The organism is Aquitalea aquatilis (assembly GCF_005155025.1).
GTDB lineage: Bacteria > Pseudomonadota > Gammaproteobacteria > Burkholderiales > Chromobacteriaceae > Aquitalea > Aquitalea aquatilis.
Window position 1 is genome coordinate 1,318,378 of record NZ_CP039731.1, and the last position, 17,414, is coordinate 1,335,791.

The window sequence follows — 17,414 nt, forward strand, 5'->3', positions numbered from 1 at the left end:
GCCCAGAACAATCACCGCAGGGAATCATCGAGATGCAAGAAAGCCATGCCTGGTCCGGTCGCTTCAGCGAACCGGTTTCCGAACTCGTCAAGAAATACACCGCCTCGATCGACTTCGACAAACGTCTGGCCGAATTCGACATCGAGGGCTCGCTGGCTCACGCCGCCATGCTGAACAAGGCTGGTGTGCTGTCCGATGACGACGTGGCGGCTATCCGACGCGGCATGGCTGAAATCCTGGACGACATCCGCGCCGGCCGGCTGGAGTGGAGTGTGGATCTGGAAGACGTGCACATGAATGTGGAACGTCGCCTCACCGACAAGATCGGCGATGCCGGCAAGCGCCTGCACACCGGCCGTTCGCGCAATGACCAGGTCGCCACCGACATCCGCCTGTGGCTGCGCGCGCAGATCGACGCCATCGTCGGCTTCATCGCCGAACTGCAAACCAGCCTGCTGGAGCTGGCCGAACAACACGCTGATACCGTGATGCCGGGCTTCACCCACCTGCAAGTAGCCCAGCCGGTGACCTTTGGCCACCACATGCTGGCCTACGTGGAAATGCTGGCGCGCGACGCCGAACGCATGACCGACTGCCGCAAGCGCGTCAACCGCCTGCCGCTGGGCGCTGCCGCACTGGCCGGCACCACCTTCCCCATCGACCGCCACTACACCGCCCAGCTGCTGGGCTTTGACGATGTCTGCCACAACTCGCTGGACGCCGTGTCCGACCGTGACTTCGCCATCGAATTCACCGCCGCCGCCAGCCTGGTGATGGTGCATCTGAGCCGCCTGTCGGAAGAGCTGATCCTGTGGATGAGCCCGCGCGTCGGCTTCATCGACATCGCCGACCGCTTCTGCACCGGCAGCTCCATCATGCCGCAGAAGAAAAACCCGGACGTGCCGGAACTGGTACGCGGTAAATCCGGCCGCGTGGTGGGCCACCTGATTGCGCTGGTCACCCTGATGAAGGCGCAGCCGCTGGCCTACAACAAGGATAATCAGGAAGACAAGGAACCCTTGTTCGACACCGTGGACACGCTGATCGACACCCTGCGCATCTACGCCGACATGATGCGTGGCGTCACCGTGAAGCCGGAAGCCATGCGCGCCGCCGTGCTGCAGGGCTTTGCCACCGCCACCGATCTGGCCGACTACCTGGTGAAGAAGGGCCTGCCTTTCCGCGACAGCCACGAAGTGGTGGCGCTGAGCGTGCGCTACGCCGAAGGCCGTGGTGTGGATCTGGCCGACCTGTCGCTGGAGGAGCTGCAACAGTTCAGCAAGCTGATCGAGCAGGACATCTACCAGGTGCTGACACCTGAGGGCAGCCTGGCCCAGCGCGACCATGTTGGCGGCACTGCGCCGAATCAGGTACGCGCCCAGATTGCCCGTCACAAGGCAAGACTGGCCAGTTGAACAGTTAATACTGTTTAAAACCAAACCGCCGCTATCGGCGGTTTTTTATTGGCCTACAGTGGGACCTGTGATGAATTTTCAGCGGAGGTTCCGTGCAATTTCCTTCCATCGAGCCGCTGGGGCGCAGCCAGCGCATCATGCTCACCATGCTGCCCGGGCTGGCCTTGTTCATGCTGGGCGGCCTGTTGATGCTGTACCAGTTTCATGCGGCCATCCAGCACGCGTTGAAGGCCCAGCTTGCTTACAAGCTGGAAAAAATCGAGCAGATCGTGGATCGGGCCCAGAGAACCGGCGAGGGCATGCTGCAACAGCCCAGTGTGGACTGTCAGGTCATTTATCCGGAAATGCGCCGCCAAGTCACCATCCAGCCCTATGTCCGTTCGATGCGCCTGATCGACCACGCCGGCCGGGTGTATTGCGATTCGGTGATTGGCTGGCATGCGCCGGCCTATTCGCAGGAATACCCGCGCGTGCAGCGGCTGCAATTAAAACCGGGTAACCGGCTATCGCCCTGGCACCCCTTGCTGTTGTTGTGGCTGGAGGCAAAGCGTACTGATGTCGGCGGCATCCAGGTCGTGGTGGATAGTGAATATCTCAAGGACAGACTGACTCATCTGGAGCAGGACTCCTGGTTTTATCTGCATGTGGGCGACAGCTGGTTAAGCGAAAGTGGCGAGATGATTGCGCCGCAGCCCCGCCCTTACTGGCAGCAGCGACGCCTGGCCTCGGCACGCTATCCACTGGAGCTGGTGATGGATTTCTCCATGCCCGCCATGTTGCAGCAAAGGGCAAGTCAGGAGCCGGATCAACTGCTGCTGCTGCTGCTGTTCAGCTGCACCTTCAGCTGGGGTTTTCATCGCCTGCTGCTGCGCAGCGGGGCGCCCAGCCGCGAATTGCAACGGGCGGTGCGCCAGCAGGAATTCATTCCTTACCTGCAACCGCTGGTCGATAGCCAGCACCTGCAGTGGTGTGGGGTGGAAGTGCTGATGCGCTGGCAGCATCCGCTCGATGGCATGGTGTTGCCGGAGCTGTTCATCCCCTTTGCCGAAAGTACCGGCCATATCGTGGCCATGACCCGCTCGCTGATGCAGCAGACTGCCGCGCAACTGGGCGTGCTCAGCTTGCCCGCTGGTTTTCAGATCAGCATCAATGTCAGTGCCGCCTATGTGGCCGATGGCTCCCTGCCGGCCGACTGCGCCGCTTTCCTGTCGGCCTTCCCGCCCGGCAGCATCCGGCTCACCCTGGAGCTGACCGAGCGCGAACTGATCAACACCGGCCCGCAAACCGATGCCTTGCTGGCGCAGCTGCATGATCTGGGTGTGCGCATTGCCATCGATGACTTCGGCACCGGGCATTCCAGCTTGTCCTATTTGCAGAAAATGGATGTGGATGAACTGAAGATAGACCGCAGCTTTGTCGCCGGCATCGGCAGTGACAGCCTGTCGGCGGATATCCTGGACAGCATTCTGCAACTGGCTGCCAAGCTGGGGCTGACGGTGGTGGCGGAAGGCGTGGAGTGCATGCAGCAGGAAGATTATCTGCGCCAGCATGGTGCACACCTGCTGCAAGGCTACCGCTATGCGCGGCCGATGCCGATCAGTGAGTTCATGCTGCGTCCCGAATGGCATAATAGGCCATCCGAACCGCGTACCCGCGTTCACGCCGAGGTACACCCCTAACAGATGCCAAGCCCAAACATGACCCTCCCCGTTATCGGCGTAGCCGGCGTGACCGTCCCCGGCGCCCTTGATTGCCTGTCCAAGCTGCACCAGCTTTCTGCCAGCCTGTGCTGCGGTCACCATCATCACCCGCGTTTCGTGCTGGACCAGCCAGACTTTGGCGTGGTGCACGCCGCCCAGCTGCAGGAGCGCTGGGACATTGTGGAAGATTCCATCGTCGGCTCTCTGCAGCGGCTGGCCGTGGCCGGGGCGCAACTGGCGGTGATCCCGGCCAATACCGTGCATTGCCGTATCGATGGCATCCGCCAGCGCTCTCCCGTGCCGGTGCTGAGCATGCTGGACGTGGTAGCCGCCGATTGCCAGCGTCGTGGCCTGCGTCGGGTGGGCGTGCTGGGCACGCGCTGGACCATGCAGTCCCATCTTTACCGCCTTCCATTTGCCGCCGTAGGCATCGAAGAGTGCATTCCAGACCCGGCGCAGCAGGCGATGCTGCAGCAGGTCATCTTTGACGAGCTGGTGCCCACCGGCAGGGCCAGTGCGGACGGCCTGCAGCAACTGTTGCAAGTGGTGGATGGCTTGCGTGCCCAGGGCTGTGATGGCCTTGCCCTGGCCTGTACCGAGCTGCCGCTGGTGCTGGACGAAGCCAATTGCGGCATGCCGGCGGTGGATACCACGGCAGTACTGGCTGCAGCGGCCATGCAGGCTGTGCTCGGCTAGTCTGGCCAGCTGTTGTACGGAATACGGCTTTCGCCAAAGGCTTGTGGCGGGTCAAGGGCGGATCGGTGCAAGCATTTGCCCTTTGACCGGAAAATATGTTAGTAACTAAACATGATTTTCGGAATCGAATCCCTATGAGCCGCTCACCCCGTCACGACAAGATTCTGCAGCTGGTCCGCGAAAACGGCTTCATGCCGATCGAAGAGCTGGCCAGACTGCTCGATGTCACGCCGCAGACCATCCGGCGCGACATCAACCAGCTGTGCGAAGAAAATTTGCTGCGCCGTTACCATGGTGGAGCTGCCCTGGGCAGCAGCGTGGAAAACGAGGATTACTTTGCGCGCAAAGGAAAATTTCAGAGCGAAAAGGCACATATTGCCGACATGATCGCCGGCAGCATTCCCGATCACGCTTCGCTGTTCATGAGCATAGGCACCACCATCGAGGCGGTGGCGCAGGCGCTCACCATCACCCACAAGGGTTTGCGCGTCATCACCAACAATATCCATGTGGCCTCCATCATGTCGGCCAACCCGGATTTCACCGTGATGATCACCTCCGGCGTGGTGCGCGCATCGGATGGCGGCATTACTGGTGTGGCGACGCTGGACTTCATCAACCAGTTCAAGGTGGACTACGCCATCATCGGCGTGTCCGGTATCGAAACCGATGGCTCGCTGCTGGATTTCGACTACCGCGAAGTACGGGTGGCACAGGCGATGATGGCCAATGCCCGTCACCGCTATCTGGCGGCCGACCACAGCAAGTTTGGCCGCAATGCCCTGGTGCGCATGGGCCATATCAGTGAATTCCACACTGTGTTCACCGATGCCGAGCCGCCGGAGTCGCTGGCCAAGCTGCTGGAAGAACACAATGTCAGGCTGATTCTGGCCGACGCAGTCTGAACGGTGTGGCGTGTGCTGGCGCGATTGCGCCACACCGCTTGCCAGGAAAAACGCCCGCGTTTAGCGGGCGTTTTGCTTGCTTGTGTGCCGAGGCAGACTCAGGCTTCCGCTTCGCGCCGCGACAGCGGGACATGTTCGGGCGAGTAGCCCTCTACCCGGTTGCGCCCCAGTCGCTTGGCCTGGTACAGCATGTCGTCCGCCTGCTGCACCAGCAGGGTGGTGTCGTCGGCGGTGGCCAGCGAGCTGATGCCGACGCTGAAGGTCTGGCGGAAGGTTTGCTGGTTGCTGCGCTGTTCGATCTGGGAAAAAGCCTGGCGCATGGCATTCATGATGCGCAAGGCGTCTTCCTGACGGGTGCCGGGCAGGACAATGGCAAACTCTTCGCCGCCATAGCGGCTGATCAGGTCGGAACGGCGCAGCCGCTCTTTCAGGAAGCGGGCCAGATTCACCAGCACCTCGTCGCCGGCCGGGTGGCCATAGGTATCGTTGATGGTCTTGAAGTGGTCCAGGTCCAGCATGACCAGCGACAGCGCACGCTGGTCGCGCTTGGCGCGCAATACTTCGTACTCCAGCTGGGCATACAGATGGGAGTGGTTGAGCAGGCCGGTGAGGCTGTCGTTGATCATGTAGGAGCGCAGCTTGCGGTAGCGGCGCGCGCGGTTGATCACCGTCACCACCAGCTCTTCCGGCGCCACCGGCTTGGTGAGGAAGCCGTCGATGCCCAGCGTCAGGGTATCCAGCTGGATGGACTGCCGTTTTTCCACCGACAGAAACAGGATGGGAATGCCATCCAGCAAGCGTTGCTGGCGGATGATCTGCGCCAACTCCATGCCATTGCACTCCGGCATATACATATCCATCAGGATCAGGTCCGGGCGGAATTGCACGATGCCGTCCAGCACGCGCGCCGGGTCGGTGACCTGCAGCGCATCCACGCCATGGCTGTTCAGCACATTGGCGTAGAGGCCGGCCAGCGAGGCCATGTCCTCCACGATCATCACCCGCAGCGGATCGCGCTTTTCTCCCAGATCGCCAAAGCTGAGGTTGTCGATCAGCTCGTGCGCCAGCAGCGGCCAGGCCAGGAAGCCGGACGCACCAGCCCGCACCGCCAGCAGGCGGGCTTCGAAGTCGTAGCGTGACGAGCAAAACAGCAACGGGCACAGGCCGCGTATGGTGTCGGCCAGCGCCATGATGGGGTCGCCGGGATTGAAGTCGGTATAAGCCACCACCGCTGCCGGCGTGGCATCCTGCAGCGCCTGCGCCAGCTTGGAGGCCTGGTACATGGATTGCACCATGAAACCATAACAGGACAGCTGTTCGCTCAGGTTGCGGGCTTCTTCGCTGGGCGGCATCCACAGATAAACCAGATGCGGCCCCTGCTGGATCAGCCCGCCGCTGAAGTGTTCCGGCAACAGCTGGCGGCCTTCCATCATGGCCAGCTGGCTGACGATGCCCAGATGGTGGCGTAGCGCGCCATAGCGTTCGGTTTCGCCCGGCACCGTATCGTTCTGCAGCAGCCATAGCTGTAACAGCTCGCGCAGTGCCAGGCATTCGGGCAGTAGCTGTGCGGCGTCTTCGCCCTGAATGTAACGTTCCAGATTGCTGACCAAGGACAGCAGATGCGTGGCCAGCGAGCGATCCCAGCGGGTCACCAGCATGTGGCCAATACGGTCGATCTCACGTGCCGCGTGCTCTCTTGCCGAAATATTTGCGTTGCTTCCCAGCGTCATAGTGGATACCCGATTCCTGCCGACATGCGAATTGTTATGTAAAGACGAGCTGGCCTGTGGCCGCCGCATGTTAAGACCCACTGACAAAACCCCCGCTCCTGCGTTGCGCCTCCTTGCCGTACGACTGGTACTGTCTGCGTCGGCCGGGTCCTCTGCGAGGTTTTGTCAGCGGCTCTGAATCCTGTTGCTGCGCCTGCATTTGCAAAGTGGCGCAGGGCCTGAAGGTGAAATGATATAATTTTGGCTTAATGAATCAGTTGGCGCGCAAATGAACGTATTTTACGAAGAAAGCGGCTCCTTCAAGGTTGGCACGATCGTTTCCCGTTCCGATGCCAGCTTGCAGGTAGATACTCAACATGGCAAGCGAGCCAAGATCAAATCCAGCAATGTTTTTCTCGAGTTTAGCTCGACTGTGGCAGATTTTCTGCCTGCAGCTGAAAAAATGGCCGATGAAATTGATCTGGATTTCCTGTGGGAGTGCAGTCCGGAAGACGAGTTCGAGCACGATGTGCTGGCCGCCGATTACTGGGGCCATGCGCCTTCGGCACTGGAAAGTGCAGCCATCATCCTGCGAGTATTCGGCGCGCCCATGTATTTTTACAAAAAGGGCAAGGGCCGTTACAAGAAAGCCCCGGAAGAAGCACTGAAAGCCGCGCTGGCCGGCATCGAGCGCAAGAAGCGCGAGCAGGAGCAGATCGACGGCTGGGTCGCCGAACTGAAGGCCGGCAGCTTGCCGGAGGCCATCCGCAGCCAGTTGATGTCGCTGCTGTGGAAACCGGACAAGAGCACGCTGGAGTTCAAGGCCTTTGATCAGGCCGCGCGCGAACTGAACCAGCCGCCGCTGAAACTGGCGCAAAGCGTGGGCGGCATCAGTTCGGTGCCCGACTACCTGATGGCCGGTTTCCTGATGGAATACTTCCCCAAGGGCGCCGGTTTCGGCAAATACGCGGCACCGCAGCCGCCGCAAGACCTGCCGCTGGCAGAAGCGGTGGCCTTCTCCATTGATGATGCCAACACCACCGAGATCGACGATGCGCTGTCGGTTGTCGATCTGCCGGATGGCAACAAGCGTGTCGGCATCCATATCGCCGCCCCCACGCTGGGCGTGCCGGTGGATTCGGACATCGAAAAGCTGGTGTGGAGCCGCCTGTCCACCGTGTATTTCCCCGGCGACAAGATCACCATGCTGCCGGATGACGTGGTACAGGCCTTCACCCTGCAGGAAGGCCAGGATTGCCCGGCGCTCAGCCTGTACGTGGATGTCACGCCCGAGTTCGAGCCGGTGGCCTATGAAAGCCGCATCGAGAAGGTGCGCATCGGGGCCAACCTGCGCCATGCCCAGCTGGAACAGCAGTTCAACGAAGACACCCTGCTGAACGATCCGGGTATCGACTACCCCTTCAAGCAGGAACTGACCTGGCTGTGGCATTTTGCCAATGCGCTGGAAAAGCGCCGTGGCAAATACGACCCCACCCGCCCGGTGCAGATGGACTACAACTTCGATGTGGTCGATGGCAAGGTGCAGATCACCCTGCGCAAGCGCGGCGGGCCCATGGACAAGCTGGTGTCGGAACTGATGATTCTGGCCAACAGCGAGTGGGGCCGCATGCTGGCCGAGGCCGACATCCCCGCCATGTACCGTGCCCAGAGCATGGGCAAGGTGCGCATGACCACCCGTCCCGAGCCGCATATCGGCCTGGGCGTGGCGCAATATGCCTGGGCCACCTCGCCGCTGCGTCGTGCCACCGACTTCGTCAACCAGCGCCAGCTCACCGCGATGATCCGTGGCGAAAAGCCGCAGTTCGAGCAGGGCAACGCCATGCTGTTCGCCCTGCTGCGCGATTTTGACGCGACTTACTCTGCCTATCTGGGTTTCCAGGACAAGCTGGAGCATTTCTGGTGCCTGCGCTGGTTTACCCAGGAAGGGGTCAGCAATATCACCGCCACCTTCATCAAGGAAGATCTGGTACGGATCGACGGCCTGCCGATGCGGGTACGCATTCCGGGCCTGCCGGAACTGGCACGGGGCGACCGTATCCAGCTGGGCGTGATCCGCATCGACGAACTGATGGCCGAGATCGAGTTCCGCTTCACTGGCGTGGTGGGCCATGTCGAAGCGGCCAGCGAGGAAGAAGAAGGTTGAGTATTGCCCTGTCCGGGATGAAAACAAAAAGGCTGCCTGATGGCAGCCTTTTGCTTATTGCCACACCCCTCTCGCTTTCTGAAAAGAAAGCGAGGCTCCCTTACAGGGTAAGGGCGGGGGGATAGGGAATAGATGGGCAGGCTGCGGAAGTAATCACTTAGTCGAAAGGCCCGGCTCTGCCGGGTCCGGTGCAATTGTGCCAACTTACTTGGTCAGCAGCCTGAAGGCTGCCTGCGGGCAGCCTTTTGTTTTGTGATGTGGGGCGGAATCAGAACATGTCGTCGATACCGGTGCAGGCTTCTTTCAGTTCGCCCATGGCGGCATTGATGGCGTCGCGATCAATGCCCAGCTTGTCCACCACCGCCCATGGCAGGGTGGCCTGCATGTCGGCCTCGCTCATGTCGTGATTGAAGCCGGCCACCAGGTAGGCCGACAGGCCGATCACGATGGCAAACTGGGTGACATCGCCCAGCAGGTCGTGCTGATCGCGGATGGCTTGCTGGATGTCGTCGGGGAAGTTCCAGCGCCGTGCCAGCTCGGCGCCCACTTCAGTCAGGTCTACGCCCAGCAGCATGCGTTCGGTGGCGACCCGGTCGGCACCGCCGGCGACGATCTTGTCGATCTGCACCGCTTGTTCCGGCATGGCCACATGCAGCACCAGCTCGCCGATATTGGACAGCAGACCACAGGTATAACCCAGCTGGGCATCCAGCTTGGCCAGCCGCGCCAGCCGCTTGGCAGTATTGGCCATGGCAAAGCTGCGCTGCCAGAAGCTTTTCATGTCAAAGCCGGCAATGCCGGCCGTGGCACCGGTAATGCCGGAGGCGATCACCAGAATGCGCAGATTGTCGAAGCCCAGCAATACCACGGCATCATCCAGCGAACCGACGCGGCGGCTACCGCCAAAGCGGGCGGTATTGGCCAGCCGCAGCACGCGCGCGGTCAGCACCTGGTCATGGCCTACCTTGTCGCTGATTTCATCGATATTGATATCGGTCTTGTGAAAGCTTTCGATCAGCTCCTGCACCACCTTGGGCACCATGGGCAGCCGTCCCGAGGCTTTTTCAAAAATGTCCGCCACTTGCATGTCTTACCCCCTTTGTCATGACCTAGCTTATTGAGCTTAGGCGAAGCGGCGGGGAATAAAAGATTTAAAATACCGTGTGCTGTTGCTGTCAGGCCACGCTGTGGCCGTGGGCGGCTTCCAGCAGGGCAAACCAGTGCTGCCGCTCCAGGTGCAGCTGGCAGGCGGCGGCAGCTTCGTCCAGCGCCGACAGGCGGCGCGAGCCGACGATGGGCAAGGGGCGGGCCGGGTGGCGCAGCAGCCAGGCCAGCGCTACGGTGGCCGGCTGGACGGCCAATTCGCCGGCAATGTCAGCCAGTACGGCATGCAGGGCCGGGTGGGCCGCTGCCTGCAATAGCAGGCCGCCAGCCAGCGGCGACCACACCATGGGCCGAATGCCGGCCTGCAGGCACTGGTCGAAGCTGCCGTCGAACAAGGGCGCGGTGTGCAGCAGCGAGGCCTCCAGCTGATTGGTGAGCAGCGGGGTGCGCGATGCCAGCAGGGCAAACTGGCTGGGGCTGAAATTGGACACGCCAAAGTGCCGCACCTTGCCGCTGGCCTTGAGGCTGGCAAAGGTGTCGGCCACTTCGTCCGGGTTCATGAGCGGGTCCGGGCGGTGGATCAGCAGCAGGTCCAGATAGTCCGTGCCCAGGTTTTGCAAGGAGGTATCTACCGACGCCAGGATATGGGCGCGGCTGCTGTCGTAGTGCTTCACCTGCCAGCCGCGGCTGGCATCTTCCGGCTTGATGCTGCACTTGCTCACCAGCTGGATGTGCTCACGCCGGCCGGAGTTGGCCTTCAGCCATTGGCCGAACAGCGCCTCGCAGCGAAAACCACCGTAGAGATCGGCATGGTCGAAGGTGGTGATGCCGAGGCTGATGGCATGCTCGATCCAGTGTGCCAGCTCGGCTGGGGAGAAATTCCAGTCGTGCAGCCGCCACAGGCCGGCGGCCACCTGCACAACTGGCCCTCCCGGGGCCAGTTGTGCAGGTGGCAAGGTGTGCATCAGGCAATCCGTTGTTCTGTCGTGGGGTCGAACAGCACGGCCTTGGACACGTCGAACACCAGTTCCATGCTGTGGCCCGGCAGTTTGGCTTCGGTCGGGTGGGTACGGCAGCATACCTTGGTGTTGTTGAGCGAAACAAACACCAGGGTGTCCGGGCCGGTGGGTTCGATCACGTCGATATGGCAGGCCATCACCGGCAGCCCTTCGCGGTAGGCGGTGCGGGCGTCGGTGATCTGTTCCGGGCGGATGCCGAAAATCACCTCGCGGCCCAGCCACGGCTTCATCTTGTCCTGGGCATGCGGCAGCGGCAGGATGACGCAACCCTGGTCGTCACAGATTTTCACCCCCAGCACGCCGGCGGATTCCACCACCTGCGCCGGAATGAAGTTCATCGATGGCGAGCCGATAAAGCTCGCCACAAACAGATTGGCCGGGTTGTCGTAGATGTCCTGCGGGCTGCCAAACTGCTGCACGATGCCGTCCTTCATCACCGCGATGCGGTCGCCCAGCGTCATCGCCTCGATCTGGTCGTGGGTGACATAGACGATGGTGGATTTCAGCCGCTGGTGCATCAGCTTGATTTCGGTACGCATCTCCACCCGCAGCTTGGCGTCCAGATTGGACAGCGGCTCGTCGAACAGGAAAATGGACGGATTACGTGCCAGCGCCCGCCCCATGGCCACGCGCTGGCGCTGGCCACCGGACAGCTGCGAGGGCTTGCGGTCCAGCAGGTGGGTCATCTGCAGCATCTGCGCCACGCGCTCGACGGTGGCGTCGATCTCGGCCTGCGGCATCTTGCGGATTTCCAGCCCGAAGCTGATGTTCTTGCGCACGCTCATCGACGGGTAGAGCGCATAGCTCTGGAACACCATGGCGATGTCGCGGTCCTTGGGCGACAGCTCGTTCACCCGCTTGCCGCCGATTTCGATATCGCCGCTGGAAATGTCATCCAGCCCGGCAATCATGTTCAGCAGCGTGGATTTGCCGCAGCCGGAGGGGCCAACCAGAATCAGGAACTGGCCGTCTTCAATGGCGATATCAATGCCCTTGAGCACGTCGGTGCCGTTGGCGTAAGTCTTGCAAACATTATTGATGGAGAGAGCGGCCATCGTTCAACCTTTCACAGCACCGGCTGTCAGGCCACGCACGAAATAGCGGCCGGCAACCATGTAAACGAACAGGGTGGGCAACGCGGCGATGATGGCGGCAGCCATGTCCACGTTGTATTCCTTCACCCCGGTAGAGGTATTCACCAGATTGTTCAGCGCCACGGTGATGGGCTGCGATTCGCCAGAGGCAAACACCACGCCGAACAGGAAGTCGTTCCAGATCTGGGTGAACTGCCAGATCACGCACACCATGAAGATGGGGCCGGAAATGGGCAGCAGGATGCGCAGGAAAATCGTCCAGAAACCAGCACCGTCGATGCGCGCGGCCTTTACCAGCTCATCCGGGATGGTGACGAAGAAGTTGCGGAAAAACAGCGTGGTAAAGGCCAGGCCGTAAATCACGTGCACCAGGATCAGCCCGCTGGTGGTATTGGCAATGCCCAGCTCGCCCAGCAGGCGCGCCATCGGCAGCAGTACCACCTGGAAGGGGATGAAGCAGCCGACCAGCAGCAGGGTGAACAGCACGTCCGAGCCACGGAAGCGCCACATCGACACCACGTAGCCGTTGACCGCGCCGATCAGGGTGGAGATCAGCACCGATGGCACGGCCATCTTCACCGAATTCCAGAAAAAGCCCTTCATGCCGCCGCACTCCACGCCGGTGCAGGCGCTGGACCAGGCCTTGCTCCAGGCATCCAGCGTGATGGATTGCGGCAGGGCGATCAGGTTGCCGCTCCGGATGTCGTCCAGGGTTTTCACCGAGGTGGACAGCATCACGTACAGCGGCAGCAGGTAATAGATGGCCATCAGCACCAGTGCGGCATACAGCACGATGCGGCCGGGGGTGAGGTGTTTAGCCACGTTTGGCGCTCCTTGTTTCCATATACATCAGCGGCACCAGCACGGCGACGATGGTCATCAGCATCATCATGGCCGAGGCGGCCCCCAGGCCCAGCTGGCCACGGGTAAAGGCAAACTGGTACATGAAGATGGCCGGCACGTCCGAAGCGGTGCCGGGGCCGCCGCCGGTCAGCGCCATCACCAGGTCGAAGCTCTTGATGGCGATGTGCGACAGGATCAGCAGCACGCTGAAAAACACCGGGCGCAGGCTGGGGATGATGATGCGCCAGTAGATCACCGGCAGGCTGGCGCCATCCACCTGGGCGGCCTTGATGATGGAGTCGTCGATGCCGCGCAGGCCTGCCAGGAACAGCGCCATCACGAAACCGGACGACTGCCACACCCCGGCAATCACCACGGTGTAGATGGCCTTGTCCGGGTCCACCAGCCAGTCGAAGGTGAAGTCGGGAAAGCCCCAGTCGTTGATGACTTTTTGCAGGCCCATGTCCGGATTCAGCATCCATTTCCAGGCGGTACCAGTGACGATGAAGGACAAGGCCATCGGGTACAGATAGATGGTGCGCAGCGTGCCTTCGCTGCGGATTTTCTGATCCAGCAGCACGGCGAGGAACAGGCCGACGGCCAGCGTGCAGCCGATGAACAGGCCGCCGAAAATGCCCAGATTGGCCACGGCAGTCCACCAGCGGTCATTCTCGAACAGTGCCTGATACTGGATCAGGCCGGCGAAATCCATCTGCGGCAGCAGCCGCGATTCGGTCAGCGACAGCCAGCCGGTCCAGGCGATGAAGCCGTAGACGAACACCAGGCTGATCAGCAAGGTGGGCGACAGCACCAGCTTGGGCAGCCAGCGGTCTGCCAGCGCCGACAGACTGGCTTGTGATTGGGGTGTGGACATGAATCAATCCTCGCCATGCCGCTGAGGCGATGCCGCGCGGGACGCGCAGCGTCGATCTGTCCTGGCGGGGAGGCAGGACGGATGGTCAGACGGTATGGCTTGCTTTGCTAGGAGTTAGACAGACAGCCGCAGGCCGCATGGCGCGTCAGGGCTGTCCACGGCATTGCGCACCCGGGCCGGCTGGCCCGGGGCAAGCTTGCTGCTCGCTTAATGCACCTTGCCGGCCTTGGCCAGACGCTCGGTAGCGGTTTTCGGGCTCATCGACGAGTTCATGAACTGCGAAATCACGTCGTCCATTGCGCCTTCGGTGGCAGACGGCATGGCCATCTTGTGGGCGAAGCTGGGCACCAGGCCGCCGCTCTTGGAGGCAGCGGTCAGGTCAGCCTTGGACTTCTTGGCGCAGTCGTCAAACTTGTCCATCGGCGTGTCCAGACGGGCCGGAATCGAACCCTTGTTCAGGTTGAACACTTCCTGGAAGTTCTTGCTCATCACGGTTTCGGCCAGATCAGCCTGAGCCTTCTGCGCGGCGGCGTCCTTCTGCTTGAACATGGCCAGGCTGTCGATGTTGAAGGTGAAGCTGCCGGCGGTACCCGGTGCGGCAACACAGAGGAAGTCCTTGCCCGGCTTCTTGCCGGCGGCGGTGAATTCACCCTTGGCCCAGTCGCCCATGAATTGCATGCCGGCCTTGCCATTGATCACCATGGCGGTGGCCAGGTTCCAGTCACGGCCTGCGGCGCCCTTGTCGATATAGCCCTTCACTTTTTGCAGGGTTTCAAACACCTTCAGGGTGGTGGGGCCGGCCAGCGTGGCTTGGTCCAGCTGCACGAAAGCCTTCTTGTAGTAGGCCGGGCCACCTACGCCCAGTGCCACCGATTCGAACAGGGTGGCGTCTTGCCACGGCTGGCCGCCATGGGCAATCGGCTGGATGCCGGCTTTTTTCAGTTTTTCTGCGGCATCAAAGAATTCCGGCCAGCTGGCCGGCACCTTGGCACCGGCCTTCTTGAAGGCTTCCGGGTTCACCCACAGCCAGTTCACGCGGTGCACGTTGACCGGGGCGGCCACGTACTGGCCCTTGTATTTCATCACCTGGCTGACTACCGGCGGCAGCTGCTTGTCCCAGCCTTCAGCCTTGGCCACCGCATCGATATTGGCCAGCACACCTTCGGCACCCCATTCCTGGATGGCCGGGCCCTTGATCTGGGCGGCTGTCGGCGGGTTGCCGGATACCACGCGGGTTTTCAACGCGGTCATGGCATTGTCGCCACCGCCGCCAGCCACGGCGAAGTCTTTCCAGTTATCGCCCTTGGCGGTCATCATTTTTTTCAGTTCGGCCACGGACTTGGCTTCGCCGCCCGAGGTCCACCAGTGCAGCACTTCCACTTCGCCGGCAAATACCGTGGCCGGCAGCAGGGTGGCGGCCAGCAGTGCTGCGCTCAGCTGTTTGCGTTTCATTCTCTTGTCTCCATCTTGTAGCGTTGCATTTAGGTTTTTTATGGTGCATCCGGCGGCGCGCGGTCAGGACCGGGGCCGGATGTGCAAGAACTATAGCGGCAGATTGTAAGTTTTGTGTAAGGTTTGGAGCGAAATGCTGTAAGAAAATGACAAAGCCTGAATGCGCCGCAGCATGACATTGGAGATAATTCAATAAACATAAGGCACTGCGCTGGTGCTGCTTTGCAGCAAAATGGTGCGCCGTAGTGTGTCAACTACACTACGGGCCGGCTTGCCCGGAGGGATTTTCCCGCTGGAACAGCAGGCTGGCACACAGTCCGTGCGGGGTGTTGTCGCTTAGTTCCACCCGGGTGTGATGGCGGCGGGCGATCTCCTGCACGATGGCTAGCCCGAGGCCGCAGCCCTTGCCGCCAGCCAGACTGTTGACCCGGTAAAACCGCTGGAACACCTTGTCGCGTTCGGCCGGGGCGATGCCGGGGCCGGTATCGCATACCTGCAACTGCACGTGCTGGCCGAGTAGGCGCAGTGTCACGGTGATTTCGCCGCCGGGCGGGGTGTACTGGATGGCATTGTCCAGCAGGTTGGCCAGCAGTTCGCGCAGCAGGCCGGCGTGGCCCAGCACCTGCAGGCTGTCGTCGCCGCTGTCCAGCCCCAGGTCCAGCTTGCGCGCCAGCGCACGCGGCACGGCCTCGGCGGTGACTTCGCGACACAGCTGCTTCAGGTCGAGCTGCTTCAGTTGCAGGCCGGCTTCCGGCTCGGCCCGCGCCAGCGCCAGCAGCTGGTTGACCAGATGAATGGAGCGCGCCACGCTGGTTTCCACCTGCTCCAGCTGGCGGCAGGCACGCGGGATGTCCGGTGTGCTGCCCAGCAGTTCGGCCTTGACCAGTTCGCTCTGCGATTTCAGCCCGGCCAGCGGCGTGCGCAGCTGATGGGCGGCATCGCCGATAAAGCGCCGTTGCTGCTCCACCTGGCGGTTGACCTCTTCCAGCAGGCTATTGATGGCGGCGGTGAGGGCGCGTACTTCGGCCGGGGCATTGTTGACTTCGATGGGGGCCATGTCGCGTGGCGAACGGTTTTCCACCACCCGGCGCAGACGGCGCAGCGGCGACAGGCCACGGCTGATGCCAGCCCAGACCAAGAGGCTGGTCAGCAACATCAGCCCCAGCAGGGGCAGGCCCATGTCCAGCAGGATCTTGCGGGTCAGTTCGGCGCTGAGCGCCCGGCTTTTGGCTACCTGTACCAGCATCAGCTGCGGCTGTTCCACCGTGCCGGCCAAGAGATAGAGCGCAGCCACCCGCACATCCTGGCCTTTCATGCTGGCGTTATAGAAATAGCTGGCCCCGGCGCGGGCTGCCAGCGTGGCCGGTGGGCGCGGCATGGCCGGTTCGCCCAGCAAAAAGGCTGCCGGTGGCGAGCTGACCATGTAATAGACGCGGTCGGTCGGGTCTTCTTCGAGGATTTCGCGGGCAGCGCGCGGGAAGTCGACATAGAAACCATTGCCGAAGGGTTTGACCTGCCGCGCCAGTGCGCGCGAAGTCTGTGCCAGCGTCTGGTCGATCACCTCGTTGGCATAGCGCACCGCCATGGCATGCGCCAGCATGGCGGCGGCCAGCCACAGCACCAGCTGCGGCAGCAGCAGCCAGATCAGCAGCTGGCGGCGCAGGGAAAGTTGGCGCGGACGCGGCATGGTGGCCTAGCTGTCTTCGGCCAGCGTCAGCAGATAGCCCAGCCCGCGCACCGCACGGATGCCGGCACCGCTGCCATCCAGTTTCTTGCGCAGCCGGTGCACATAGACTTCCACCGCATTGCTGCCGATTTCTTCCCCTTCGCCGGACAGGGCGGCGGAGATTTGCTCCTTGCTCAGGACTTTTTCCGCCTGGCTCATCAGGATGAACAACAGTTCCAGCTCGCGTGCCGACAGATCAAGCGGTTGCGTGCCGCTCCATGCACGCTGGGCGCTGCGGTCCAGCCGTAGCGGGCCAAAGTGCAGTTCTTCCCGTTGCAGTTCGTCACGCACGGTATCGCTGGCGCGCTGGCGGCGCAGCAGGGCGCGGATGCGTGCTTCCAGCTCAGGGAAATCGAAGGGTTTGACCAGATAGTCATCGGCCCCGGCATCCAGCCCGGCCACGCGGTCTTCCATGCTGTCCAGTGCGGTCAGCAGCAAAATGGGCAGTGCCGGCTGGTGTACGCGCACATGGCGCAGCACCTTGAGCCCGTCCTGTCCGGGCAGGCCGATGTCGAGAATGACAGCATCGAACGCTTCACTCAGCAGCACCTGCTGGGCGGCCAGGCCATCGCGGCGATGGCAGACCTCGAAGCCCAGCTGGGTCAGGCGGGTAAGCAGGGCATCGGCCAGTACGGCATCGTCTTCGGCCAGAAACAGTTTCATAGGAGCGACAGGCTGCAGGTGAAGGCCTGATGGTAGTGCAGATTTGGTGG

At 61.9% G+C, this 17,414-nt stretch carries 14 protein-coding genes; 5 read left to right on the forward strand and 9 right to left on the reverse strand.

Annotation, left to right across the window (positions count from 1 at the left end; genetic code table 11):
• Positions 1-32: 32 nt before the first annotated feature.
• The 4 genes from argH (at position 33) to FAZ30_RS06020 (ending at position 4,716) form a co-directional block, all read left to right on the forward strand.
• On the forward strand, positions 33-1,415 hold the full coding sequence (gene argH, locus FAZ30_RS06005) for an argininosuccinate lyase (protein WP_124645301.1): 1,383 nt from the start codon (positions 33-35) through the stop codon (positions 1,413-1,415).
• Positions 1,416-1,507: 92 nt separating this feature from the next.
• Positions 1,508-3,094 carry an EAL domain-containing protein gene (locus FAZ30_RS06010; protein ID WP_137009053.1) on the forward strand — a complete coding sequence of 529 codons (1,587 nt, stop codon included), beginning with the start codon at positions 1,508-1,510 and terminating at the stop codon, positions 3,092-3,094.
• A gap of 18 nt (positions 3,095-3,112) precedes the next feature.
• A complete protein-coding gene (locus tag FAZ30_RS06015) occupies positions 3,113-3,811 on the forward strand; it encodes an aspartate/glutamate racemase family protein (RefSeq protein WP_158613650.1) in 699 nt (232 codons plus the stop codon).
• A gap of 134 nt (positions 3,812-3,945) precedes the next feature.
• On the forward strand, positions 3,946-4,716 hold the full coding sequence (locus tag FAZ30_RS06020; RefSeq protein ID WP_059286917.1) for a DeoR/GlpR family DNA-binding transcription regulator: 771 nt from the start codon (positions 3,946-3,948) through the stop codon (positions 4,714-4,716).
• A 98-nt stretch (positions 4,717-4,814) separates the two neighbouring features.
• Here FAZ30_RS06020 and FAZ30_RS06025 read toward each other — a convergent pair whose 3' ends face one another.
• Positions 4,815-6,446 (reverse strand): GGDEF domain-containing protein, encoded by a 1,632-nt coding sequence (locus FAZ30_RS06025; RefSeq protein WP_246043411.1) that lies wholly within the window; start codon positions 6,444-6,446, stop codon positions 4,815-4,817.
• 268 nt (positions 6,447-6,714) lie between these two features.
• Between FAZ30_RS06025 and FAZ30_RS06030 the strand changes: the two genes are divergently transcribed.
• Entirely contained in the window at positions 6,715-8,589 is a 1,875-nt protein-coding gene (locus tag FAZ30_RS06030) for a ribonuclease catalytic domain-containing protein (protein ID WP_137009055.1), read from the forward strand.
• Positions 8,590-8,857: 268 nt separating this feature from the next.
• Here FAZ30_RS06030 and FAZ30_RS06035 read toward each other — a convergent pair whose 3' ends face one another.
• The 8 genes from FAZ30_RS06035 to FAZ30_RS06070 form a co-directional block, all read right to left on the reverse strand.
• Positions 8,858-9,676, reverse strand: a complete 819-nt coding sequence (locus tag FAZ30_RS06035) for an HDOD domain-containing protein (protein WP_124645297.1) — start codon at positions 9,674-9,676, stop codon at positions 8,858-8,860.
• An 88-nt stretch (positions 9,677-9,764) separates the two neighbouring features.
• Positions 9,765-10,658: an aldo/keto reductase gene (locus tag FAZ30_RS06040; protein ID WP_137009058.1), complete on the reverse strand. Its 894-nt coding sequence runs from the start codon at positions 10,656-10,658 to the stop codon at positions 9,765-9,767.
• A complete protein-coding gene (locus tag FAZ30_RS06045; protein WP_137009060.1) occupies positions 10,658-11,767 on the reverse strand; it encodes an ABC transporter ATP-binding protein in 1,110 nt (369 codons plus the stop codon). The genes FAZ30_RS06040 and FAZ30_RS06045 overlap by 1 nt, the downstream gene beginning before the upstream one ends.
• Before the next feature lie 3 nt (positions 11,768-11,770).
• Positions 11,771-12,628: a carbohydrate ABC transporter permease gene (locus tag FAZ30_RS06050; protein WP_137009062.1), complete on the reverse strand. Its 858-nt coding sequence runs from the start codon at positions 12,626-12,628 to the stop codon at positions 11,771-11,773.
• Positions 12,621-13,523: a carbohydrate ABC transporter permease gene (locus tag FAZ30_RS06055; RefSeq protein ID WP_124645293.1), complete on the reverse strand. Its 903-nt coding sequence runs from the start codon at positions 13,521-13,523 to the stop codon at positions 12,621-12,623. Before FAZ30_RS06055 ends, FAZ30_RS06050 begins: the two co-directional genes overlap by 8 nt.
• Positions 13,524-13,730: 207 nt before the next feature.
• Complete coding sequence (locus FAZ30_RS06060; RefSeq protein WP_124645292.1) at positions 13,731-14,975, reverse strand: ABC transporter substrate-binding protein; 1,245 nt, start codon at positions 14,973-14,975, stop codon at positions 13,731-13,733.
• 259 nt (positions 14,976-15,234) lie between these two features.
• Positions 15,235-16,662, reverse strand: coding sequence for a sensor histidine kinase (locus tag FAZ30_RS06065; protein WP_124645291.1), 1,428 nt, complete (start codon positions 16,660-16,662; stop codon positions 15,235-15,237).
• 6 nt (positions 16,663-16,668) lie between these two features.
• Positions 16,669-17,364, reverse strand: coding sequence for a response regulator transcription factor (locus FAZ30_RS06070; protein ID WP_137009064.1), 696 nt, complete (start codon positions 17,362-17,364; stop codon positions 16,669-16,671).
• Positions 17,365-17,414 lie beyond the last annotated feature (50 nt).